Origin of the sequence: Streptomyces sp. NBRC 110611, assembly GCF_001590865.1 — a bacterium.
Lineage (GTDB): Bacteria > Actinomycetota > Actinomycetes > Streptomycetales > Streptomycetaceae > Streptomyces.
This window is the reverse complement of sequence record NZ_BBUY01000001.1, coordinates 1,049,997-1,071,319: the sequence shown is the minus strand read 5'-3', so window position 1 is coordinate 1,071,319 and position 21,323 is coordinate 1,049,997. Positions and strand designations below refer to the sequence as shown.

The window sequence follows — 21,323 nt, the reverse complement described above, 5'->3', positions numbered from 1 at the left end:
GTGGTCGTCCCAGACCTTCTCCGCGAGTGTCCGTCCCATCGCTTTCCCTCCGGCCGGCCGCCTGCCGGCCTTGCTCGTCCATGCGCGGTCGCCTGCAGTCATGCCCCTGCCGGGCGGTACGCCGGGCCCGGTCGGGAGCCCCGTCTACAGACTGACGACTTCCCCGGAAAATTGAACTTGCGTTTCATACTGTGAGACGCGAGTATCGTTGCATGGACAACTCTAGCGGTGTCGGCGTTCTCGACAAGGCGGCTCTGGTTCTGAGCGCCCTGGAGTCCGGTCCGGCCACCCTCGCCGGGCTGGTCGCGGCGACCGGGCTCGCACGGCCCACGGCCCACCGGCTGGCCGTGGCCCTGGAACACCACCGGATGGTGGCGAGGGACATGCAGGGCCGGTTCATCCTGGGCCCACGGCTCGCCGAGCTGGCCGCGGCGGCCGGCGAGGACCGCCTGCTGGCCACGGCGGGACCGGTGCTCACCCACCTGCGCGATGTGACGGGCGAGAGCGCCCAGCTCTATCGCCGCCAGGGTGATATGCGGATCTGTGTGGCGGCGGCGGAACGGCTGTCCGGACTACGGGACACCGTCCCGGTCGGCTCCACGCTCCCCATGAAGGCCGGCTCGGCCGCCCAGATCCTGATGGCCTGGGAAGAGCCCGAGCGGCTGCACCGCGGCCTCCAGGGCGCGCGGTTCACGGCCACCGCGCTGTCCGGCGTACGGCGCCGCGGCTGGGCCCAGTCGATCGGCGAGCGGGAGCCCGGCGTGGCGTCGGTCTCCGCCCCCGTACGCGGCCCCTCCAACCGCGTGGTGGCCGCCGTCTCGGTCTCCGGGCCGATCGAGCGGCTGACCCGCCACCCGGGCCGGATGCACGCCCAGGCGGTCGTCGACGCGGCGGCCCGCCTCTCCGAGGGCCTGCGCCGCAACAGCTGACCACAGCCGCTCGCACACCGAACCCGACAGCGCCCGGCCCGCACACGGACCCCTCCGTACGGGCCGGGCGCCGCCACGACCGCCCCACAGGCCGCCGACAGGGGGCTGGGTCGATCAGCCGCCCAGCCGGTCCGCCGCGCGCTCCCCGCGCCGGCCGACCGGCACCACACCCCGGGCCGCTCCCAGCCCGCTCGGCGGCATATCGACGTAGACGTTCTCGTACGAGCCCTCCCGCACCACGAACGTCTCGTGCCAGATGCCGACCCCGCCGCGCCCCTCCCGGGCCCGCCGGTTGAAGGCGGACCAGGCCGGCCGGTGCGCACCGCTCTGGTCCGCGGCGTAGGCCAGCAGCTTCTCCTTGGACTCCCAGTACTGCAGGACCCCGAAGTTCCGCAGCCCGCCCAGGGCCCGGTAGCCGAGCATCCCCCACTCCCGGTTCCGCGCCAGCTCCTTGATCATCGGGGGCATCGCCCGGAGCACCGGCAGCCAACTGCGCACCGCCCACCAGTTGTTGATCCTCATCCCGACGAGGAAGACCACCACCTCCCCCGCACCGTCCGCGGTCATCCGCCCCTGCACCGGCTCGCTCTTCATCACGGCCCCCTCGGTCGCCTACGTCATCGGATAGCGCCGCTATCCATGATTGGATACTGCCACTCTCCAATGAAGGGTGCAAGCCGATATGCGACTGGCAGAGCTCAGCGAACGCAGCGGGGTCTCCACCGCCACGATCAAGTACTACCTGCGTGAGCAGCTGCTGCCGCCGGGCCGCCCGGTCACCGCCACCCGGTCCGAGTACGGGGAGGAGCACCTGCGGCGGCTCCGGCTGGTGCGCGCCCTGATCCAGATCGGCCGGGTACCGGTCAGCACCGCCCGCGAAGTGGTGGCCGCCGTCGAGGACGACGCCCGCGACCAGCTCTCCCGCCTCGGTACGGCCGTTCAGGCGCTGCCGCACGGCCCGGAGCCCGACGAACACGACCCGTCGACGGACGTCGCCCGGCGCACCGCCACCGAGCTGCTGGAGCGCCTGGGCTGGCGCTTCAACCTGGAGCGCACGGACTCCCCCCGGGCCTTCCAGATGCTCGTCGCGGCCATCGCCGCGCTGCACCGCCTCGGCTACGCCTGCGACACCGCGCATCTGCTCCGGTACGCCCGCCAGGCGTCCGAGCTTGCCGTCGCCGACCTGGATCTGGTCGAGGAGTACGGGACGCCGGCGGAACGAGTGGAGGCGGCGGTGGCCCTGACCGTGCTCTATGAGCCGGTACTGCTGAGCCTGCGCCGGCTGGCGGAGGCGGAGGAGTCCAACAAGCGCTTCGGACGCGAGAGTTGATCCGCTCCTCACCAGGCCGGCCATCGGCGGGGAACAGGCCGGGAAGCGGCCGGGAACAGGCCGGAAAGAGGTCCGGCGCAGGAAATCGCTCAAGGCGATCGGCAAAGGGGAAGGCCCTCCGCGCAATCGCGGAGGGCCTTCCCTTCCGTACCCCCGACCGGATTCGAACCGGCGCTACCGCCTTGAGAGGGCGGCGTGCTAGGCCGCTACACAACGGGGGCAAGTCTTCTTGCAGTTCAGCCTGCCACCAGGGACATGCTGCGCTGGGCTACCAGGACTCGAACCTAGACTAAATGAACCAGAATCACTCGTGCTGCCAATTACACCATAGCCCATGGTGGTTTAGACCAGTACCCCCGACCGGATTCGAACCGGCGCTACCGCCTTGAGAGGGCGGCGTGCTAGGCCGCTACACAACGGGGGCCCTAGCGATCCTGCGTGAGAGACAGTGGGTGCGACCCGGCTGTCTCCCCGGGAAGGATCTGTACCCCCGACCGGATTCGAACCGGCGCTACTGCCTTGAGAGGGCAGCGTGCTAGGCCGCTACACAACGGGGGCTTTGCAGATGAGCTCTGCGAGCTGGCCTACCTGGACTCGAACCAAGACTAACTGAACCAGAATCAGTCGTGCTGCCAATTACACCATAGGCCATCAAATCGCAACCCCCTCGCTCGGGGGCCTCTCTTTGATCTACGCTTCCCGGCCGGACCTTTCGGCCCTCTCGGGCGGCGCAGGAAGAACATTACCTGATCGCGGACGGGGCACCAAAACCGATAACTCCGCGCAGCAGCCCGGGGAGCTCCGCCAGGCTCCCGATCCGCCGCACCCCCGGCGGCAGCTCGTCCCCGGCGTCCGCCCAGGTGCCGGCACGATCCAGCCATACGGCGGTCAGACCGGCGTCCCGGGCCCCCAGCCCGTCGATGTCCAGCCGGTCGCCGACGTAGACCACCTCCGCCGGCCGGAGCGCCAGCGCCGCACAGGCGGCCTGGAAAGCCTCCGGGGCGGGTTTGGCGTGTCCCAGCTCATCGGCGCACAGCACCGCCTCGAAGCGGTCACGGATCCCCAGGGCGGCCAGCTTGCGCTCCTGATTGGCGGTCCCGGAATTCGACAGCACCGCCTGCCGCACCAGCGGAGCCAGCGCCTGAAGGGCCGGCGCGGAGTCCGGGAAGAGCGCCCAGGCCGCTTCGTAGTGCGCTACATACCGCCCGAACCAGGCGTCCGCCTCGTCATCGCTCAGCGCGGCCCCCAGGAACGTCCGGGCCCGCTCCCGGCGGTGCTCGTGAAATCCCAGCTCACCGGCGAGGAAGCGGGCGAATTCGCGCTCCATGGCCTCCTGCCAGCGCGCCAGTGCCGCCGCCTCCCCGCCGTACTCCGCCATCAGCCCTTCCGCGTCGAGGTGCCGCAGCACCCCGGCCCGGTCCGACCCGGTGTAGTCGAAGAGGGTGTCGTCGATGTCCCAGAGGACGGCGTGGAGGGGCATGGGGATCAGCGCACCCAGTCCTTGAGGGGCCCGGTGTCGAGTTCGATGCCGACCGGGTCGGGGAGGGGCACCGGCTTGCCGAAGGACACGGTCAAGGCCTTCCCGTACCTCTCACCTTCAGGCTCGGAATAGGCGGTGACCTCGCAGGTGTCCCTGTCGATCAGCAGATAGACCGGGATGCCGGTCTGAGCGTAGGCGCGGGGCTTCTCCTGCCGATCACGCCGATCCGTGTCGGAGTCGTACGAGGTGACCTCGACGACCATCAGGACGGCCTCCTCCGGGGAGGCCCACTCCCCCGCGCCGACAAAGGCATCGCTGGAAGCGAGGGCACCATCGGGCCGCGCACGACCGCCGCGGTACGTCTTGATCTCCAGCCCCTGGTCCGGATGGAGCCAGAGCTCAGGCCTTACCTGCATACAGATGCGCGTCAGCCACTGGATGATCCTGCCGTGGTCCCCGTCCGGCACTGCCTTTACTCCAAGCCTTCCGTCGATGAATTCCAGACGCAGCCCCTCGGCGGTGCGGGCAGCGAAACGAGCCAGTTCTTCGAATTCGCTCAGCAGCATCTGCGGCCGGTCGGCGAGCGCGGTCATGGTCAGCACTCCTCTTGCCTCTGCTCGTGTCTCTGCCTCTATCACGGTCATTGTCCAGGTTGTAGTCCGCCCCTGGATACACCAAGGGCCCGGAAGCCGTATCGGCTTCCGAGCCCGGGTCGCTCGTACGAGGATCAGACCGCCAGCTTGGCCAGCGCCGCGTCGATCCGGGCGAGGGTGCGGTCCTTGCCGAGGATCTCCAGGGACTCGAAGAGGGGGAGGCCGACCGTGCGGCCGGTGACGGCCACCCGGACCGGGGCCTGGGCCTTGCCGAGCTTGAGGCCGTGCTCCTCGCCGGCGGCCAGGACGGCGGCCTTGAGGGGCTCGGGGCCGGCGGACCAGTCGGCGGCCGCCAGCTTGGCGCGGGCGGTGGTGAGGAGAGCCGCCGGGTCGCCCTTGCCCATGGCCTTGGCCCAGGAGGCCTCGTCCTCGACCGGCTCCTGGAGGAAGAGGAAGTCGACATTGGCGGTGATGTCGGAGAGGACCGTGAGGCGGGTCTGGGCGTGCGGGGCGATGGCCCGCCAGGCGGCCTCGTCGAAGTCCTCGGGGGCCCAGTTGGCGTGCGGGGCCTTCAGCCAGGGCTCGCAGGCCCGGGTGAAGTCCTCGACGGCCAGCTGCCGGATGTGGTCGGCGTTGATCGCCTCGGCCTTCTTCAGGTCGAAGCGGGCCGGGTTGGCGTTGACGTCCGCGATGTCGAACTTCTCGATCAGTTCGGAGACGGAGAAGATGTCCTGGTCCGCCGAGAAGGACCAGCCGAGCAGCGCCAGGTAGTTGAGCAGGCCCTCGGGGAGGAAGCCGCGGTCGCGGTAGAGGTTGAGGGAGGCCTGCGGGTCGCGCTTGGAGAGCTTCTTGTTGCCCTCGCCCATGACGTAGGGGAGGTGCCCGAACTCGGGGATCGAGGAGGCGATGCCGAGCTCGATCAGGGCCCGGTAGAGCGCGATCTGGCGGGGGGTGGAGGAGAGCAGGTCCTCGCCGCGCAGGACGTGGGTGATGCCCATCAGGGCGTCGTCGACCGGGTTGACCAGGGTGTAGAGGGGTGCCCCGTTGGCGCGGACGATGCCGTAGTCGGGGACGTTCTCCGGGGTGAAGGTCAGCTCGCCGCGGACGAGGTCGGTGAAGGTGATCGGCTCGTCGGGCATCCGGAAGCGGACGATGGAGCTGCGGCCCTCGGCCTCGTACGCCGCGGCCTGCTCGGGGGTCACGGTGCGGCACGTGCCGTCGTAGCCGGAGGGCTTGCCGGCCTTGCGGGCGGCGTCCCGGCGCTCGTCGAGCTCTTCGGTGGTGCAGTAGCAGTGGTAGGCGTGGCCGGCGGCGAGGAGCTTGTCGGCGACGTCCTTATAGATGTCCATGCGCTGGGACTGGCGGTACGGCGCGTGCGGGCCGCCGACCTCGGGGCCCTCGTCCCAGTCGAAACCGAGCCAGTGGAAGGAGTCCAGCAGCTGGTTGTAGGACTCCTCGGAGTCGCGGGCCGCGTCGGTGTCCTCGATACGGAAGACCAGGCTGCCCTTGTTGTGCCGGGCGTACGCCCAGTTGAACAGGGCGGTACGGATCAGGCCGACATGGGGGTTACCGGTCGGGGAGGGACAGAAACGTACGCGGACGGGGGTCGCGTTAGCCACGCTTGATCACCTTGTTGGTGAGAGTGCCGATGCCTTCGATGGTGACGGCGACCTCGTCGCCGACGTTGAGGGGGCCGACCCCGGCCGGGGTGCCCGTGAGGATGACGTCGCCCGGGAGCAGGGTCATCGCCTCGGTGATGTGGACGATCAGGTCCTCGACCGGACGGACCATGTCACTCGTGCGGCCGAGCTGGCGCTGTTCGCCGTTGACGGTGCACTGGACGGCGAGGCCCGCGGCGATGTCGTCGGTGCTCAGGCCGGTCTCGACCCAGGGGCCGAGCGGGCAGGAGCTGTCGAAGCCCTTGGCCCGGGCCCACTGCTTCTCGCGCTGCTGGACGTCGCGCGCGGTGAGGTCGTTGGCGCAGGTGTAGCCGAGGATGACGTCCTTGGCGCGCTCGCGGGGCACCTCGCGGCACATCCGGCCGACGACGACGGCGAGCTCCGCCTCGTGGTGCACCTCCTGGGAGAAGGAGGGGTACGCGATGGGGTCGCCGGGGCCGATCACCGAGGTGGACGGCTTGAAGAAGGTGACCGGCACGTCCGGGACGGCGTTGCCCAGCTCGGCGGCGTGCTCGGCGTAGTTGCGGCCGATCGCCACCACCTTGTTGGGCAGGACGGGCGGCAGCAGCCGGACCTTGCCGAGGGGGACCTTCTGACCCGAGCGCTCGAATTCCGCGAAGGGATGCCCCTTGATGACGTCGAGTTCGTCGCCCTCGAGGACGCCGAAGCCGACGTTGCCGTCGATGGAGAATCTGGCGATGCGCACGGGTTGCCGCTGCCCCTCATTGATCACTGGCCGGGAGTTGACACTCCAGGCTATCGCGGGGGCGCGGCCACCTCGCCGACCCTGTGCGCGGTGACGTCCGCGGTGCCGGGCGGGGACGCCGGGCGGGAACGTCAGGCGGAGACGTCCTGCTGCGGCTTCTCGGCCGGCTTCTCCATCAGGACGGTGCGCCGGGGGTTGGCCGTCCGGGTGGGCAGTTCGACGGTGTGCTCCGGCGCCTCGGGGGCCTGGGCGCCGAGCTCGTCGGCGTCGGTCAGATGCGCCAGGGTGGTGCGCCGCGGGTTGGCTATGTTGCGGAACATCATCGTCGTCTTCACTGCTGCGTGCCTCGCATGGTCAGGTGTCGAAAGCTGTCGGAAGCCGCGGAGGGCAAAAAGCGTTGCCGGTACGACGCCTTGTCGTAACCGGCAACTGTGTAAAGCGTCAGGCTATGCGCGCTATTCCCTGCGAAGTCCAAGGAAACTCAGCGATCCGCTTGTGAGTTTGCTCACGAGGTGTGTGACAAATGCCGCATTTCCCATGATCACCGCCCCTGCGCGAATCGGACAATGGCGGATTGAAGCGCACGTTCCGCTCCCGATCACCGCACCTGGGACAGCCTGGGAAGGCGAGGGTTTCGCAGGCAAAAGTCCGTTATCTGCCGTAGCAGTTTGTACAAGTCGTAATGTCGTCCACACATTGAGTCACCCATGTCACAGCAGGGGGATCCGCTCTTGTTGGAGATCCGGCACTGTGCTGGAATTCCACGGACCGCCGCACGTTTCAGCCGGCGCGCAGGGCGCAAAGTGGCGCCGCGCGCGGTGGTGCGGCTCTCTCGGCCAGAGGGGGCGGCCCGCCGGTCACCTACGACCGCCATGGGGGGAGTTCGCGGTCCCCATACGACTCGACACCGTCCCGCCGAGGTGGGACGCCTGGTCCAGAGGTTGCGACGCTAGTGCAGGGACGTTTCAAGAGGGAAGGCACCGCTGCGGCGGACCCGGAGCTGCGCGGCGGGACCGACCGCGCCGCCTCGCCCCAGCGCGAGCGGAGCAAGGGTTCCGCCGCGGGCGCGCTGCCCGCCGACGGCGGCAGCCAGGCGTCGGCCGGTGATGCCGCGGACGGCGGCGCCAAGGCGGCGAGCGACGGTGCCACCGGCCCCGGCTCGCGAATAGCGCTGCGCAACTGGCGCATCAGCACCCGCCTGGTCTCCCTGCTCGCGCTCCCCGTCATCGCCGCGACCGCGCTGGGCGGTATGCGTATCGGGTACGAGCTGGAGAACATCGACCAGCTCGACAAGATGCAGCTGCTCACCGACATGACGCGGAAGGCCACCGAACTGGCCGACGCGCTCCAGGAGGAGCGGGACAAGTCGGCCGGTCCGCTGGCGGGCAGCGGCAACACCAAGGACGACGCCAACGTCGTCGCGCCGCGTGAGGCGACCGACAACGCCAAGCTGAAGTTCAACCAGGCCACCGACGACATCCGGGGCCAGGACGCCACGATGTCCGGCGTCCGGGCGACCATCCTGGAGATCACCCGCCAGCTCAACACCCTCAACGAGATCCGCGCCAACGCCTACAAGGACGACAACAACGCCGCGCGGACGATCTCGGCCTACGACCAGCTGATCAACTCCCTGCTGTCGCTCTCCCAGGACATGGCCCAGGCGACCAGTAACCCGGAGATGATCCGCTCGACCCGTGCGCTGGCGGCGTTCTCGTCCGCCAAGGAGTACGCGTCGATCCAGCGTGCCCTCGTCAGCGCCGGCCTCGCCCACAACGGCGGCCCCGAGCTGTCCCCCAACGACCGGCAGTCCGGCCGTAACGCCGAGGACAGCGAGAAGGCGGCCCGCGCCCGCTTCCAGCAGATCTACGCCAAGGACGCCAACGCCCTCACCAAGGGCCTGGACGGCAACAACGACGAGATCAAGGCCGCGGTCGCCTTCGCCCACCGCGCCTTCGCCAGCGACGCCGGCATCCGCAGCCAGGACTACCGGTACCTCGACTGGTACGACGCGGACACCGTCAAGATCGTCGAGATGTCGCGCATCGAGGCGGCCCTGCTGGACGAGATGGAGCAGGCGTCCCGCGAGCTGCGCAACGAGGCCACCCAGGGCGCGATCATCAACGGTGCGGTGATCCTGCTCGTCCTCGGCGTCTCGCTGGTCGGCGCGTTCGTCGTGGCACGGTCCATGGTCCGCTCGCTGCGCCGACTGCAGGACACCGCGCAGAAGGTCGCCCAGGACCGGCTGCCCGAGCTGGTCAAGCAGCTGTCCGAGTCCGACCCGCAGGACGTGGACACCTCCGTGGAGTCGGTCGGTGTGCACAGCCGGGACGAGATCGGCCGGGTGGCCGCGGCCTTCGACGACGTGCACCGCGAGGCGGTCCGGCTCGCCTCCGAGCAGGCGCTGCTGCGGGGCAACGTCAACGCGATGTTCACCAACCTCTCGCGCCGCAGCCAGGGCCTGATCCAGCGTCAGCTCTCGCTGATCTCCGAACTGGAGTCCCGCGAGGCCGACCCGGACCAGCTGTCGTCGCTCTTCAAGCTCGACCACCTCGCCACCCGTATGCGCCGTAACGGCGAGAACCTCCTCGTCCTCGCGGGTGAGGAGCCGGGGCGCCGGTGGACCCGGCCGGTCCCGCTGGTCGACGTGCTGCGCGCGGCGGCCTCCGAGGTGGAGCAGTACGAGCGCATCGAGCTCAACGCGGTGCCGCAGACCGAGGTCGCGGGCCGGGTCGTCAACGACCTGGTGCACCTGCTCGCCGAGCTGCTGGAGAACGCCACCTCGTTCTCCTCGCCGCAGACCAAGGTCAAGGTCACCGGCCACGCCCTGCCCGACGGCCGGGTCCTGGTCGAGATCCACGACACCGGTATCGGCCTGTCCCCCGAGGACCTGGCGGCGATCAACGAGCGACTGGCCAGCCCGCCGACCGTGGACGTCTCGGTGTCCCGGCGGATGGGTCTGTTCGTGGTCGGCCGGCTGTCCCTGCGGCACGGCATCCGGATCCAGCTGCGGCCCTCCGACTCCGGCGGCACCACCGCACTCGTCATGCTGCCGGTCGACCTCGCCCAGGGCGGCAAGAAGCCGGCGCCCGCCAACGGCAAGGGCGGTGCCGGCGACCGCGGCGGCGCACCGACCAGCCGGCTCGCGGGGCTCCAGCCGCGCGGCCAGGTCGGCTCGGGCCCGGGTGCCGGCGGCCGTCCCGCGCTGCCCGGCCGGGGCGGTCCCGACGGCGGCGCGGCCGGTGCGTTCGGCGCCGCGCCGCAGGGCGGCCGTACCGCGTCGCCCGGCGCGGGCGCACCCGGAGCGGGCTCCCCGGCGGCGCCCGCTCCGTCCGCCGGACGTCCCTCGCTGCCCGTACGTGGTGCGGACAACGGCCCCGCGGGCACGGTGGCGCCGCCCACCGGCGCGCCGCGGCGTGACGAGCCCGCGCAGCTGCCGAAGCGCGGTGCCGCGGGCGAGCTGCCGGGCGGTCCGCCGGCCGGTGGCCAGGACGGCCCCCGTGGCGGTCGCCCGCAGGGCGGTACGAGCTGGGGCGCGCGCCGTGAGCGCGGCGGCTCCGACGACTGGCCGCTGGCGCCGCGCGAGGCGCAGGACCAGCCGCGCGGCCACGAGGAACCGGAGAGCAGCGGCACGGGCAGCTTCGAACGCCCGGCGCCGAGCGGCGGCCCCGCCGGCTTCGAACGGCCCGCGCCGAGCGGCGGCCCCGGTGACACCGCGGCGTTCGCCCGTCCGGACTTCACCGGCCCGCCGCCGGCCGCGGACGGCTCCACGGGTACCGCCGAGGACACCGGCCGCTTCACCCGTCCGGACGGCGACACCGGCCAGTACGAGACGGGCGGCTTCCCGCGGCCCGCGGCAGACCCGTACGAGACGGGGCAGTTCGAGACCGCGCAGGCCGCCCCGTACGAGACCGGCCCGGCCGACCCGTACGAGACCGGCCGGCACGACGCCCGTCAGCTGCGGCAGCCGGACGCCGAGCACGCCCCGTACGCCGACGACTCCCAGAACACCGGGCAGTTCCCGGCTCCGCAGCCGCAGCCGCAGGCCCAGCAGCAGCCGCAGGAGCACAGCGCGCCGGAGGCCGATGTGCTCGGCGGCGGCGACGCGGGCCCCGGGGACGGCCGTACGCCGATCTTCGACACCGTCGAGTCCACCTGGTTCAACACTCCCGCGGCGGCCGCGGCCGGTGTGCCGCCGCAGGACGGCGCCGACCAGGGCCCGGCACCGGCACCCGCAACGACGCAGCCGCCGCTGCCGCGCCGGGAATCCGCGCAGCACGGCGCCGCGCAGACCGGCGCCGCCCAGACCGGTGCCGCGCAGACCGGCGCCGCCCAGACCGGTGCCGCGCAGAACGGCGCCGCGCGCGCCGAGGCACCCGTCAGCGGTGTGCCCGGCGGCGGCGAGCCGGACGGGTCCACCGGGCAGTGGCGCACCTCGCCCAACGACGAGACGTGGCGGCAGGCGGAGCAGGTCCGCCAGCCGGCCTCGGGCGGTGTCACCACCTCCGGGCTGCCCCGCCGGGTCCCGCGTGCGAACCTCGTGGCAGGTACGGCGCAACAGCAGCAGTCCACCCAGAGCGGTCCACAGGTCTCGCGTGCGCCCAGCGATGTGCGCGGGCGGCTGACCAATCTCCGTCGGGGTATCCAGCAGGGCCGGCAGGCCGGGTCGTCGAGCACCGGCAACCACGGCATTGTCGACCCCACTCACCAGCAGGAGCGTTAGTTGAGTCCGATGAGCCAGGCGGCGCAGAATCTGAACTGGTTGATCACCAACTTCGTGGACAACACCCCCGGGGTGTCACACACGGTGGTGGTCTCCGCGGACGGTCTCCTCCTCGCCATGTCCGAGGGCTTCCCCCGCGACCGTGCCGATCAGTTGGCGGCGGTGGCCTCCGGGCTGACGTCGCTGACCTCCGGCGCCTCCCGCATCTTCGAGGGCGGGAGCGTCAACCAGACCGTGGTGGAGATGGAGCGCGGCTTCCTCTTCATCATGTCGATCTCGGACGGATCGTCGCTGGCCGTGCTGGCGCACCCGGAGTGCGACATCGGCCTCGTCGGTTACGAGATGGCCCTGCTGGTCGACCGCGCGGGCACGGTACTCACCCCCGACCTGCGCGCCGAACTCCAGGGCAGCCTGCTGAACTGAGGCGCCCGCAGCGCCCCCCGGCTCCGCTCCCGTCCATCCATCCGTCCGACGCCACCCCCCATCGGCTCGACCCGACGACAGTGCTTCCTGTCCCGTCCGGAGGACCCATGACCCCGCCACCTGCCACTTCCGGCCCGTACGGCGCCGCCTACGACCAGGCGCCGTACGGGGACGAAGGTGACCAGCCGCTGGTGCGCCCGTACGCCATGACCGGAGGCCGGACCCGGCCGCGCTACCAGCTCGCCATCGAGGCGCTGGTCAGCACGACCGCCGACCCCGCCCAGCTGCCCGGGCTGCTGCCCGAGCACCAGCGGATCTGCCACCTGTGCCGTGAGGTGAAGTCGGTCGCCGAGGTCTCGGCTCTGCTGCACATCCCGCTGGGTGTGGCGCGGATCCTGGTCGCGGACCTGGCGGAGGCCGGGATGGTGGCGATCCACCAGCCCGGCGGCGGTGGCGAGGCCGGCGGCACGCCGGATGTGACCTTGCTGGAGAGGGTGCTCAGTGGACTTCGCAAGCTCTGACGGCGGCTTCGACGGGGCCGGGGCCCGCGCCACGACGTCCGCGAAGATCGTGGTGGCGGGCGGCTTCGGCGTGGGCAAGACCACGTTCGTCGGCGCCGTTTCGGAGATCAATCCGCTGCGTACGGAGGCCGTGATGACCTCCGCGTCGGCGGGGATCGACGACCTCAGCCACGTCCAGGACAAGACCACGACCACCGTGGCCATGGACTTCGGCCGGATCACCCTGGACCAGGACCTGATCCTCTACCTCTTCGGTACGCCCGGCCAGGACCGCTTCTGGTTCATGTGGGACGACCTGGTCCGCGGCGCCATCGGCGCCGTCGTCCTCGTCGACACCCGCCGCCTCGCCGACTGCTTCCCCGCCGTCGACTACTTCGAGAACAGCGGCCTGCCGTTCGTCATCGCCCTCAACGGCTTCGACGGGGAGCAGCCCTACACGCCGGACGAGGTCCGGGAGGCGCTGCAGATCGGCCCCGGGACGCCGATCATCACCACCGACGCACGGCACCGCAACGAGGCCAAGAGCGCGCTCATCACTCTCGTCGAGCACGCGCTGATGGCCCGCCTGCGCTAAGGCCGGTCCGACGGGCCCACGCGGACCGTCGGACCGGCCCTGGGACCGGCGGCCCCGCCGGGTCATCTGGCCTGGGCCGTACGGAAGTTGGCGCGGGCCGTGGGGAAGTCGCCTTTCACGCGCCTGCCCCTGCCCGGTACCGGTTCCCGTTATGCACAAGTCGATCTGTGTCCTTCGACACGACCACGCAGAGGCTTCATAACGTTTCGACGTTGAATCAGCGGAGTTTCACCACGCCGCGCGCATGCCCGGTTTCGCTGCGCGCACAATGCGCCCGTCTTTTGACGCCTCTCGCCCTTAACGCCCCTTTTATCTGAGGTGCTTTCAAGCCTTCTCCCGCTTTGTCCAGTGTTTGGAACGCACCGCCCTGACGTGCTGAAATTCGCTGAACTCCGGAGTAGGAACGCCCAGAAGAAACGGCACACCGAACAGTGCCGGCGCCGAGAGGTTGTTGGTCGAGTGAGGCGAAGCACGTCGAGCCCCGAGCCGCAGGAACCACCGCGGCGGGGCAACTTCACCCCGCCACCCAAAGGTGGCGTTCCGGCTTCCGACGCACCCGAGAACCCGGTCGCGGAGCCCCCGGTCAGCGGTGGCAGGTTCTCCCCGCGCAACTGGCGGGTGGCCACCCGCCTGAACGCCATTCTGCTGATCCCCGTTCTGATCGCGCTGGTCTTCGGCGGCCTGCGGGTGAACAGCTCGCTCGACACCTGGCAGGAGGCGCGGGACGCGGAGAACACCGCGAAACTGGTGCGCGCCGCGCTCTCCTACAGCAACGCCCTGATCGACGAGCGGGACCGCACCACGGCACCGCTGCTCCAGGGCAAGAAGGACGACCCGGTCGTCCAGCAGGCGCGGGACGCCACCGACGACGCCGCCGAGAAGTTCCACGAGGCCGCCAAGGCCATACCGGACACGCCGGGCCTCAAGCGCCGGCTCGCCGCGTTCGAGAAGTCCGAGCCCAAGCTCCAGGAGCTGCGCCAGGCCGCCTACACCGCCAAGCTCCCCGGGGTGAAGACCGAAGAGGGTTATGTCGCGGTCCAGCACCCCCTGATGGAGTTCGCCAACGAACTCGGCCTGGGCACCGGCAACATCACCTCCTACGGCCGCACCGTCTACGCGATCGCACTGGCCAAGGCCGCCGAGTCGCTGGAGCGGTCCATCGGCACCCACCTCCTGATCGACCCGGCGTCCCCGCAGGGCGGCAAGGAGCACAAGAAGCAGCTGACCGCCTTCGCGTCGTACCGCTACCTGGAGGGCATCGCCGCCAACGAGTACACCTCCGGCGGCACCCCCGAGGACGTCGAGCGGCTGCGGAAGGACACCGAACGGCTCAAGCAGGCCGCCGAGCAGCGGATCGCCCAGGCGAAGCAGCAGGCCGAGGCGGCCGGCCGGACGTTCCGCGCCCCGCCGTCCATGGACCAGATGGTCACCCTGATCGCGAGCGGCGCGGCACCGGAGACGCTGAGCCCGAAGGGCGTCACCTCCGACAGCTTCTTCGCGGCCGCGACCGGCGTGTTCGACATGTACCGGTCCATCGAGAAGGACCTGTCGGACAAGGCCGTGAACGAGGCCGCGCAGATCTCCTCCGACGCCCAGCGGTCCGTCTTCATCGACTCCGGCATCGTGGTGGCCGCACTGATCATCGCGTTCGTGGTGGCCGGCCTGATGGCCCGCCGGATGAGCCGCAATATGCGCAAGCTGCGCAACGCCGCCTTCGACGTGGCCGAGCAGCGGCTGCCGATGCTGGTCGACCAGCTCTCGCGGACCGAGCCGGGCCGGGTCGACACCCGTGTGACCCCCATCCCGATCGGCACCACCGACGAGATCGGCGAGGTCGCCCGCGCCTTCGACCAGGTGCACCGCGAGGCCGTCCGGCTCGCCGCCGAGCAGGCGCTGCTGCGGGGCAACGTCAACGCGATCTTCACCAACCTCTCCAGCCGCAACCAGGGCCTGATCGAGCGTCAGCTGGAGCTGATCACCGACCTGGAGAACAACGAGGCGGACCCGGACCAGCTGGAGAGCCTCTTCCGGCTCGACCACCTCGCCACGCGTATGCGCCGTAACGGCGAGAACCTCCTGATCCTCGCGGGCGAGGAGCCGGGCCGCCGCTGGAACCAGCCGGTGCCGCTGGTCGACGTGCTGCGCGCGGCGATCAGCGAGGTCGAGTCGTACGAGCGCATCGACCTCTCGGGGGTCCCCGAGAGCGAGATCCACGGCACCGCCGTGACCGACCTCGTGCACCTGCTGTCCGAGCTGCTGGAGAACGCCACCACGTTCTCCTCCCCGCAGACCAAGGTGCGGGTGACCGCCACCCGGCTGCCCGACGGCCGGGTCATGATCGAGATCCACGACAAGGGCATCGGGCTGACCCCCGAGGACTTCGCGGACATCAACCACAAGCTGGCCAACCCGCCGAGCGTGGACGCCGCGATCTCCCAGCGGATGGGCCTGTTCGTGGTCGGCCGGCTGGCCGACCGGCACGGGATCCGGGTGCAGCTGCGCCCCTCCGGCGAGCAGGCGGGCACCACGTCGCTGGTCATGCTGCCCGAGGCGATCACCCACGGCGGTGGCGGCGACGACGAGCAGTTCGACGACGCCTTCACGGTGTCGCGGATCGTCCCGGAGCACCCGCAGGGCGCGCACGAGGGTCACCAGCACACCGCCGCCGAGCTGGGCTTCGACGACAGCCGCTACGGCCGTACCGACGGCGCGGACCTGGACATGATGGGCCGCTCGCTGATGCGCGAGGAGCGCCGGGCCGCCCTGGAGGCCCAGGCGGCCGGCCACGCGGCCGCCGCCGGTCAGCCCGGCACCGAACAGCACGACCTCGGTCAGCACGACCTCGGTCAGCACCTGGCGAATCCGCTCTTCCGTGAGCAGATTCCGGCCACCACCGAACACCAGGACCTCCCCGCCCAGAGCTACCCGGACGGCATCGCCCAGGAGTTTCCCGGGGGCCACGCCCCGGCGTATCCGGAAGGCGATCAGCCGTTCCACGGCGGCCGGTCGCACGGCGGCCAGGCCTTCGCCGAACCGCACCCCTCGGAGACCACCGGCCAGCAGCCCTTCGCCCCGCACGAACCGGCGCAGCCGGCCGAATGGGCCGAACACCCCGCGTTCGAGGGCTACTTCGGTGCGCAAGCGGAATCTGACCGGAATACACCTCCCGCTCCCGCCGAAGCCCCCGAGCGCGTACCATTCGAGCGTCCGGGCCCCACACCGAGCGATGCTCCCTCGCTGACGGACGCAGGCCTTCCGCGCCGCGGAGGCGGCGACCAGCAGGCACCTCAGGTTCAGCAGCGGGGCACGCCGGAGACCGGCCAGGACGGCTCCGAATGGCGCAGCTCCAACGATGAGCGCTGGGAGCGGGCGGAGCGGGTACGCCGGCCGACGGCGGGCGGGGTCACCTCCTCCGGCCTCCCCCGGCGGGTGCCCAAGGCCAACCTGGTCGAGGGCACCGCGGAGCAGACCCCGCAGGGCGGCCCCCAGGTCTCCCGCGCCCCGGAGGACGTCCGCGGCAGGCTGAGCAACCTGCGCCGCGGTGTCCAGCAGGGACGCAACGTCGGCACGGACCCTTCCGGGGTCCCCCAGAATGACCAACAGGGCTTCGGCCCCGGCAGCACCTACGATCAGGAGCGTTAGTGTGAGCCCGATGAGCCAGGCGGCGCAGAATCTGAACTGGTTGATCACCAACTTCGTGGACAACACCCCCGGGGTGTCCCACACGGTCGTGGTCTCCGCGGACGGTCTCCTCCTCGCCATGTCCGAGGGCTTCCCTCGGGACAGAGCCGATCAGTTGGCGGCGGTGGCCTCCGGGCTGACGTCGCTGACCTCCGGCGCCTCCCGCATCTTCGAGGGCGGGAGTGTCAACCAGACCGTGGTGGAGATGGAGCGCGGCTTCCTCTTCATCATGTCCGTCTCGGACGGATCGTCGCTGGCCGTGCTGGCGCACCCGGAGTGCGACATCGGCCTCGTCGGTTACGAGATGGCCCTGCTGGTCGACCGCGCGGGCACGGTACTCACTCCCGACCTGCGCGCCGAACTGCAGGGCAGCCTTCTCAACTAACGTACAGGCAGTGCGTTTCCCGCCACCTGGCCTTAGGGTTCGGTGGCGCGACCGGCGTCAGACAGGCAAGTTGGAGGAGGAGACGTGGCAACGCCCCCGAGCGGATACCCGTACGGTTCCGGGCAGGAGCCCGGACCTGTGGGCGAGACCCATCACAACCGCTTCAACTTCCCTTCTGCGCCGAGCCGTCGGCCGCAGCGGCACCAGCCGCCGCAGCCACAGCCCCGGCAGCAGCAGCCCCGGCCGTACGGCTCCCAGCCGTACGAGCCGTCGGTGTACGACGAGCCGCAGGCACCGCGCATCCAGCCGGTGCAGCCGCAGCGGAAGGCCCCCGAGCCCACTCCCGGCGGCGGGCACAACCCGCTCGTCCGCCCGTACGCCATGACCGGGGGCCGGACCCGGCCGCGCTACCAGCTCGCCATCGAGGCGCTGGTCAGCACGACCGCCGACCCGACGAGGCTGCACGGCCAGCTGCCGGAGCACCAGCGCATCTGCCACCTCTGCCGCGAGATCAAGTCAGTTGCCGAGATCTCCGCGCTTCTCTCCATCCCCCTCGGCGTCGCCCGGATCCTCGTCGCCGACCTGGCGGAGGCCGGACTCGTCGCCATCCATCAGCCCGGCGGGGACGAGACCGCCGGTGGACAGCCAGATGTGACACTGCTCGAAAGGGTGCTCAGTGGACTTCGCAAGCTCTAGCGGTGCAGCCCGCTCCACCACCTCCGCGAAGATCGTGGTGGCGGGCGGCTTCGGCGTGGGCAAGACCACGTTCGTCGGGGCCGTCTCAGAGATCAATCCGCTGCGTACCGAAGCCGTGATGACCTCCGCGTCGGCGGGCATCGACGACCTCACCCACGCGCCGGACAAGACCACGACCACCGTGGCCATGGACTTCGGCCGGATCACCCTGGACCAGGACCTGATCCTCTACCTCTTCGGTACGCCCGGCCAGGACCGCTTCTGGTTCATGTGGGATGACCTGGTCCGCGGCGCCATCGGCGCCGTCGTCCTCGTCGACACCCGCCGCCTCGCCGACTGCTTCCCCGCCGTCGACTACTTCGAGAACAGCGGCCTGCCGTTCGTCATCGCCCTCAACGGCTTCGACGGGCACCAGCCCTACACGCCGGACGAGGTCCGGGAGGCACTCCAGATCGGCCCCGACGCACCGATCATCACCACCGACGCACGGCACCGCAGCGAAGCCAAGAGCGCGCTCATCACCCTGGTCGAGCACGCCCTGATGGCCCGCCTGCGCTAGGGCCTGCGGCCCCGCCCGTTGGGCGCGGTAGCAGCCGAAGGCCCCGGACACCTGCCTGTCCGGGGCCTTCGGCCGCTACGGGGTCCGGGGGACTCAGCCCAGCGTCTCGCCGACCGCCGTGAGGATCAGGGCGAGCGAGGTGGCCCCGGCGTCCGGGTGACCGTAGCCGAGCGCTCCCATCCGGGCCGCCCGGCCGCGGGCCGGGGTGAGGTGGGCGGTGTCGTCGGCGGCCCGGGTGGCGGCCTCCGCGGCGGCCCGCCAGGCCTGGGGCAGCTCCTCCCCCGCCCGGGCGCGCAGTTCACGGCGGAACGGGTCCAGCGCGTCCAGCATGGTCTTCTCGCCGACCCGCGCGCCACCGAGCTCGCCGACCGCGCGCTGGGCGGCGTCCACGGCGTCCGCGAGCAGCGCGGCGGGGCAACCGCCGCCGTCCGCCGGGGCCTTGGCCAGTACGGCACCGGTTTCGGCGAGCAGCGCGCCGTACAGGGCGCCCGAGGCGCCGCCGGAGGCGTCGGCGAGTGCGAGTCCGGCGCCGAGCAGAGCGGTACCGGCCGAGCGCGGGTCACCGGCCGGCCCGGGCTCGGCGGTGCGGGCGGCGGCCACGGCGGCACGCAGCCCACGGACGATCCCGATGCCGTGGTCCCCGTCGCCGGCCACCGCGTCCAGCCGCCCCAACTCGCCCTCGTTCGCGGCCACCAGGTCCAGGGCCGCTTGCAGCGCCGCCGTCACGGGTAGCCCCCCGGTGAGGGTCTTGGCGACCCTTAGGGGATCGACGGCCGCGTCCCTTAGGGGATCCGCCGTCAGGTGCCGGGGACCGGGCGTCGCGTGCTGAGAACCGGACATCACGTGCTGAGGGCCGGATGTCAGGTGCCGAGGACCGGCTGTCACGTCGCCCGACGAGGCGGTGGAGGCGCCGGACGGCACGGAGGCCGGCTCCTCGGACCGTGCGTCGTCGTCGGCGGCGGCGGTGCACCGGTCGCCCGGCAGGCTGCGGAAGGCCGGGGTGTCGCAGGGGGCGGCGTAGAGCGCGGCGAGTTCCTCGTCCAGGAGCATCAGCGACAGGGAGACGCCGGCCATGTCGAAGGACGTGACGAATTCGCCGACTTCGGGACGGTACGGGACCAGCCCCGCCGCCCGCAGCCGCCGGTTGACCTGGCGGTAGACCACGAACATCTCCTCGTACTTGGTCCGGCCCAGACCGTTGAGGAGCACCGCGACCCGGCCCCCGCCGCCCGCCGGCACCTCCGGCAGCTCGGGCAGCAGATTGTCGACGAGTTCGTCGGCCAGCTCGGCGGCGGTCAGCGAGCGGGTGGTGCGCAGGCCCGGCTCGCCGTGGATGCCCATGCCCAGCTCGGTGGTTCCGGCGTTGACCGAGAACAGCGGCTCGCCCGCGCCCGGGAGCGTACAGCCGGCGAAGGCGGCGCCGAAAGTGCGGGTCAGCTCATTGGCGCGGGTCGCGAGACGGGCGACCGTGTCGAGGTCGTCGCCGCGTTCGGCGGCCGCGCCGGCCACCTTGAAGGCGAAGAAGGCCCCGGCCACCCCGCGGCGGTCGCGGGACGGGTCGACCGGCAGCCCGGCCACCGGCGGCGGGCCGCTGGCCACGTCATCGGTGACCAGCACCGTACGGGTCTCGATGCCCTCGGCGGCGAGCCGGCGGGCGGCGAGGCCGAAGTGCATGGCATCGCCCGCGTAGTTCCCGTAGCTGAGCAGGACGCCGGCGCCGCCGTCCGCGGCCCGCGCGGTGCGGTACACCTGCTCGGCGCCGGGGCTGGCGAAGACGTCACCGACGGCGGCGGCGTCCGCGAGCCCGGGGCCGACCAGGCCGGCGAAGGCCGGGTAGTGGCCGGAGCCGCCGCCGATGACGACCGCGACCTTGCCGGGGCGGGGCGCGTGACGCCCGACGACGCCATAGGCACCCGGCACCCGGCGGACCGTGCGGGCATAGGCATCGGCGAGTCCTTCCAGCCAGTCCTCACGGAAGGTCTCGGGGCGGTGTCCGAGGCCGGCGGGGGTGATGGTCATCAGGGCACACTCCTTTGTTCTGTCCCTGGTGGATTTAACACCCACTTCACAGATCCGTCACCCCTTACGACCAAATTCTCCCGTCCACTTGCGAGCTCAGCCACCAAACAAGAGCAACATCACACCACAGATGTGAAGTTCTCAGAATTCCTGATGCGGGCGCCACCCCGCCGCCGAACCGGCCGCAGGGTGGCGCGCACAGGACCGGCTACTTACGGGCGGGGCACTCCTTCCACGCGAAGTGGTAGAGGGTGTTGATGCTGCCGTCGGTGGAGTCCATGGCCATGTAGCTGGTGGCCTTGGGGTCCGACGTACCGCGGTCCACCCTCAGTTCGGTGTTGATGTTGAAGTAGCGCTGCTCGCCGCACGGCGCGTAGACCAGCGCGTCGATGTCGGTCTCGTCGGAGGTCTGCCAGTTGCTGTCGTAGGGACCGGCGAACGCGTGGCTCTTGCGGGCCGTCTCCTGCTGGCCCTGGAAGTAGTAGTTCGCCTGCTCCATCCCCTTGGCACCCGGGGCCAGCGAGGCGTAGCCGCGGTAGTCCGCCCGGGCGACGGCGTAGGTGAAGCCCTGCGGGACGTGGACGTCCAGGGCGATCTGACAGTTCTTGCGGGAGTCGGTCGGCTTGCTGCCGCCGCCCGCCTGGGCGAGGTACTCGCTGTACGTGACGGTGAAGGCGGTGTTGTCGGGAGCGACGGCCACGGCGGCACTGCCGGGTCTGCAACCCGATCCGTTGACCGTGGCGACGGTTATGGTGATCTTGCCGGTGGGCGGGTCGTCACCGAACCGCACGGACGTGCCGGGAGCCGCCGATCCGAGGAGCAAGGATGCCGCTGCGGCACCAGCACCGAGCGTGCTGAGCATGGGCGCTTCCTTCCAGTCGTCCTGGACCCGCAGGCGGGCACCAGGAGTGGGATGACGAGCGCATGCCAGCACGGGGATCTTGGCTTGAACAGCCGTTCCGCTGCGCTTTGGCCTGATTCCCACGTTTTCGGCTGTCCCGCCGTGGCGGTTTCTCGCCGTTGCG

At 71.1% G+C, this 21,323-nt stretch carries 18 protein-coding genes and 5 tRNA genes; 10 read left to right on the top strand and 13 right to left on the bottom strand.

Annotated features, from left to right (window positions below):
- Positions 1–212 precede the first annotated feature (212 nt).
- Positions 213–929, top strand: a complete 717-nt coding sequence (gene ndgR, locus AZE13_RS04630) for an IclR family transcriptional regulator NdgR (protein ID WP_066926977.1) — start codon at positions 213–215, stop codon at positions 927–929.
- A gap of 114 nt (positions 930–1,043) precedes the next feature.
- On the opposite strand, the gene AZE13_RS04625 is transcribed toward ndgR, so the two are convergent.
- Entirely contained in the window at positions 1,044–1,523 is a 480-nt protein-coding gene (locus AZE13_RS04625; RefSeq protein WP_181690243.1) for a DUF4188 domain-containing protein, read from the bottom strand.
- Between the two features lie 88 nt (positions 1,524–1,611).
- On the opposite strand from AZE13_RS04625, the gene AZE13_RS04620 reads away from it, so the two are divergent.
- Positions 1,612–2,259, top strand: coding sequence for a MerR family transcriptional regulator (locus tag AZE13_RS04620; RefSeq protein WP_066926975.1), 648 nt, complete (start codon positions 1,612–1,614; stop codon positions 2,257–2,259).
- 148 nt (positions 2,260–2,407) lie between these two features.
- Here the strand turns inward: AZE13_RS04620 and AZE13_RS04615 are convergent.
- The 10 genes from AZE13_RS04615 to AZE13_RS04570 all read right to left on the bottom strand — a co-directional run bounded on the left by AZE13_RS04615 (position 2,408) and on the right by AZE13_RS04570 (position 7,052).
- Positions 2,408–2,480, bottom strand: a tRNA-Glu gene (locus AZE13_RS04615).
- 42 nt (positions 2,481–2,522) lie between these two features.
- Positions 2,523–2,594 (bottom strand) — tRNA-Gln (locus tag AZE13_RS04610).
- Between the two features lie 16 nt (positions 2,595–2,610).
- Positions 2,611–2,683: transfer RNA gene (locus AZE13_RS04605), tRNA-Glu, on the bottom strand.
- Between the two features lie 61 nt (positions 2,684–2,744).
- Positions 2,745–2,817 (bottom strand) — tRNA-Glu (locus tag AZE13_RS04600).
- Positions 2,818–2,838: 21 nt separating this feature from the next.
- Positions 2,839–2,910, bottom strand: a tRNA-Gln gene (locus AZE13_RS04595).
- A 91-nt stretch (positions 2,911–3,001) separates the two neighbouring features.
- The gene (locus AZE13_RS04590) at positions 3,002–3,739 is read right to left on the bottom strand and encodes an HAD family hydrolase (RefSeq protein ID WP_066926973.1); all 738 of its coding nucleotides are present in this window, start codon (positions 3,737–3,739) and stop codon (positions 3,002–3,004) included.
- Positions 3,740–3,744: 5 nt separating this feature from the next.
- A complete protein-coding gene (locus AZE13_RS04585; protein ID WP_066926972.1) occupies positions 3,745–4,332 on the bottom strand; it encodes a Uma2 family endonuclease in 588 nt (195 codons plus the stop codon).
- A 134-nt stretch (positions 4,333–4,466) separates the two neighbouring features.
- On the bottom strand, positions 4,467–5,951 hold the full coding sequence (gltX, locus tag AZE13_RS04580; RefSeq protein ID WP_066926971.1) for a glutamate--tRNA ligase: 1,485 nt from the start codon (positions 5,949–5,951) through the stop codon (positions 4,467–4,469).
- Complete coding sequence (locus AZE13_RS04575; RefSeq protein WP_066926969.1) at positions 5,944–6,717, bottom strand: fumarylacetoacetate hydrolase family protein; 774 nt, start codon at positions 6,715–6,717, stop codon at positions 5,944–5,946. Before AZE13_RS04575 ends, gltX begins: the two co-directional genes overlap by 8 nt.
- A 131-nt stretch (positions 6,718–6,848) precedes the next feature.
- On the bottom strand, positions 6,849–7,052 hold the full coding sequence (locus AZE13_RS04570) for a hypothetical protein (protein ID WP_066926967.1): 204 nt from the start codon (positions 7,050–7,052) through the stop codon (positions 6,849–6,851).
- Between the two features lie 617 nt (positions 7,053–7,669).
- Between AZE13_RS04570 and AZE13_RS04565 the strand changes: the two genes are divergently transcribed.
- From AZE13_RS04565 to AZE13_RS04530, 8 genes are all read left to right on the top strand, one after another.
- Complete coding sequence (locus AZE13_RS04565; protein ID WP_066926965.1) at positions 7,670–11,440, top strand: nitrate- and nitrite sensing domain-containing protein; 3,771 nt, start codon at positions 7,670–7,672, stop codon at positions 11,438–11,440.
- A 9-nt stretch (positions 11,441–11,449) separates the two neighbouring features.
- A complete protein-coding gene (locus tag AZE13_RS04560) occupies positions 11,450–11,863 on the top strand; it encodes a roadblock/LC7 domain-containing protein (protein ID WP_066926963.1) in 414 nt (137 codons plus the stop codon).
- A gap of 107 nt (positions 11,864–11,970) precedes the next feature.
- On the top strand, positions 11,971–12,384 hold the full coding sequence (locus AZE13_RS04555) for a DUF742 domain-containing protein (RefSeq protein ID WP_066926961.1): 414 nt from the start codon (positions 11,971–11,973) through the stop codon (positions 12,382–12,384).
- The gene (locus AZE13_RS04550) at positions 12,365–12,958 is read left to right on the top strand and encodes a GTP-binding protein (RefSeq protein WP_066926960.1); all 594 of its coding nucleotides are present in this window, start codon (positions 12,365–12,367) and stop codon (positions 12,956–12,958) included. The genes AZE13_RS04555 and AZE13_RS04550 overlap by 20 nt, the downstream gene beginning before the upstream one ends.
- 459 nt (positions 12,959–13,417) lie before the next feature.
- On the top strand, positions 13,418–16,600 hold the full coding sequence (locus AZE13_RS04545) for a nitrate- and nitrite sensing domain-containing protein (RefSeq protein ID WP_079123671.1): 3,183 nt from the start codon (positions 13,418–13,420) through the stop codon (positions 16,598–16,600).
- A gap of 10 nt (positions 16,601–16,610) precedes the next feature.
- A complete protein-coding gene (locus AZE13_RS04540) occupies positions 16,611–17,024 on the top strand; it encodes a roadblock/LC7 domain-containing protein (RefSeq protein WP_018087204.1) in 414 nt (137 codons plus the stop codon).
- An 84-nt stretch (positions 17,025–17,108) separates the two neighbouring features.
- Positions 17,109–17,720, top strand: a complete 612-nt coding sequence (locus AZE13_RS04535) for a DUF742 domain-containing protein (protein WP_107288231.1) — start codon at positions 17,109–17,111, stop codon at positions 17,718–17,720.
- Complete coding sequence (locus AZE13_RS04530) at positions 17,701–18,279, top strand: GTP-binding protein (protein WP_073447656.1); 579 nt, start codon at positions 17,701–17,703, stop codon at positions 18,277–18,279. The genes AZE13_RS04535 and AZE13_RS04530 overlap by 20 nt, the downstream gene beginning before the upstream one ends.
- A gap of 93 nt (positions 18,280–18,372) precedes the next feature.
- Here the strand turns inward: AZE13_RS04530 and AZE13_RS33680 are convergent, their stop codons facing one another.
- Positions 18,373–20,298, bottom strand: a complete 1,926-nt coding sequence (locus tag AZE13_RS33680) for a dihydroxyacetone kinase family protein (RefSeq protein ID WP_079123670.1) — start codon at positions 20,296–20,298, stop codon at positions 18,373–18,375.
- Positions 20,299–20,506: 208 nt separating this feature from the next.
- On the bottom strand, positions 20,507–21,160 hold the full coding sequence (locus AZE13_RS04520) for a DUF4360 domain-containing protein (RefSeq protein ID WP_066926954.1): 654 nt from the start codon (positions 21,158–21,160) through the stop codon (positions 20,507–20,509).
- Positions 21,161–21,323 lie beyond the last annotated feature (163 nt).

Bases quoted from the DNA above. Each gene is read 5' to 3' on its own strand.
- AZE13_RS04560 (WP_066926963.1), top strand. From the start codon at position 11,450: ATGAGCCAGGCGGCGCAGAATCTGAACTGGTTGATCACCAACTTCGTG.
- AZE13_RS33680 (WP_079123670.1), bottom strand. From the start codon at position 20,298: ATGACCATCACCCCCGCCGGCCTCGGACACCGCCCCGAGACCTTCCGT.
- AZE13_RS04625 (WP_181690243.1), bottom strand. From the start codon at position 1,523: ATGAAGAGCGAGCCGGTGCAGGGGCGGATGACCGCGGACGGTGCGGGG.
- AZE13_RS04555 (WP_066926961.1), top strand. From the start codon at position 11,971: ATGACCCCGCCACCTGCCACTTCCGGCCCGTACGGCGCCGCCTACGAC.
- AZE13_RS04585 (WP_066926972.1), bottom strand. From the start codon at position 4,332: ATGACCGCGCTCGCCGACCGGCCGCAGATGCTGCTGAGCGAATTCGAA.
- AZE13_RS04590 (WP_066926973.1), bottom strand. From the start codon at position 3,739: ATGCCCCTCCACGCCGTCCTCTGGGACATCGACGACACCCTCTTCGAC.
- ndgR (WP_066926977.1), top strand. From the start codon at position 213: ATGGACAACTCTAGCGGTGTCGGCGTTCTCGACAAGGCGGCTCTGGTT.
- AZE13_RS04520 (WP_066926954.1), bottom strand. From the start codon at position 21,160: ATGCTCAGCACGCTCGGTGCTGGTGCCGCAGCGGCATCCTTGCTCCTC.
- AZE13_RS04540 (WP_018087204.1), top strand. From the start codon at position 16,611: ATGAGCCAGGCGGCGCAGAATCTGAACTGGTTGATCACCAACTTCGTG.
- AZE13_RS04620 (WP_066926975.1), top strand. From the start codon at position 1,612: ATGCGACTGGCAGAGCTCAGCGAACGCAGCGGGGTCTCCACCGCCACG.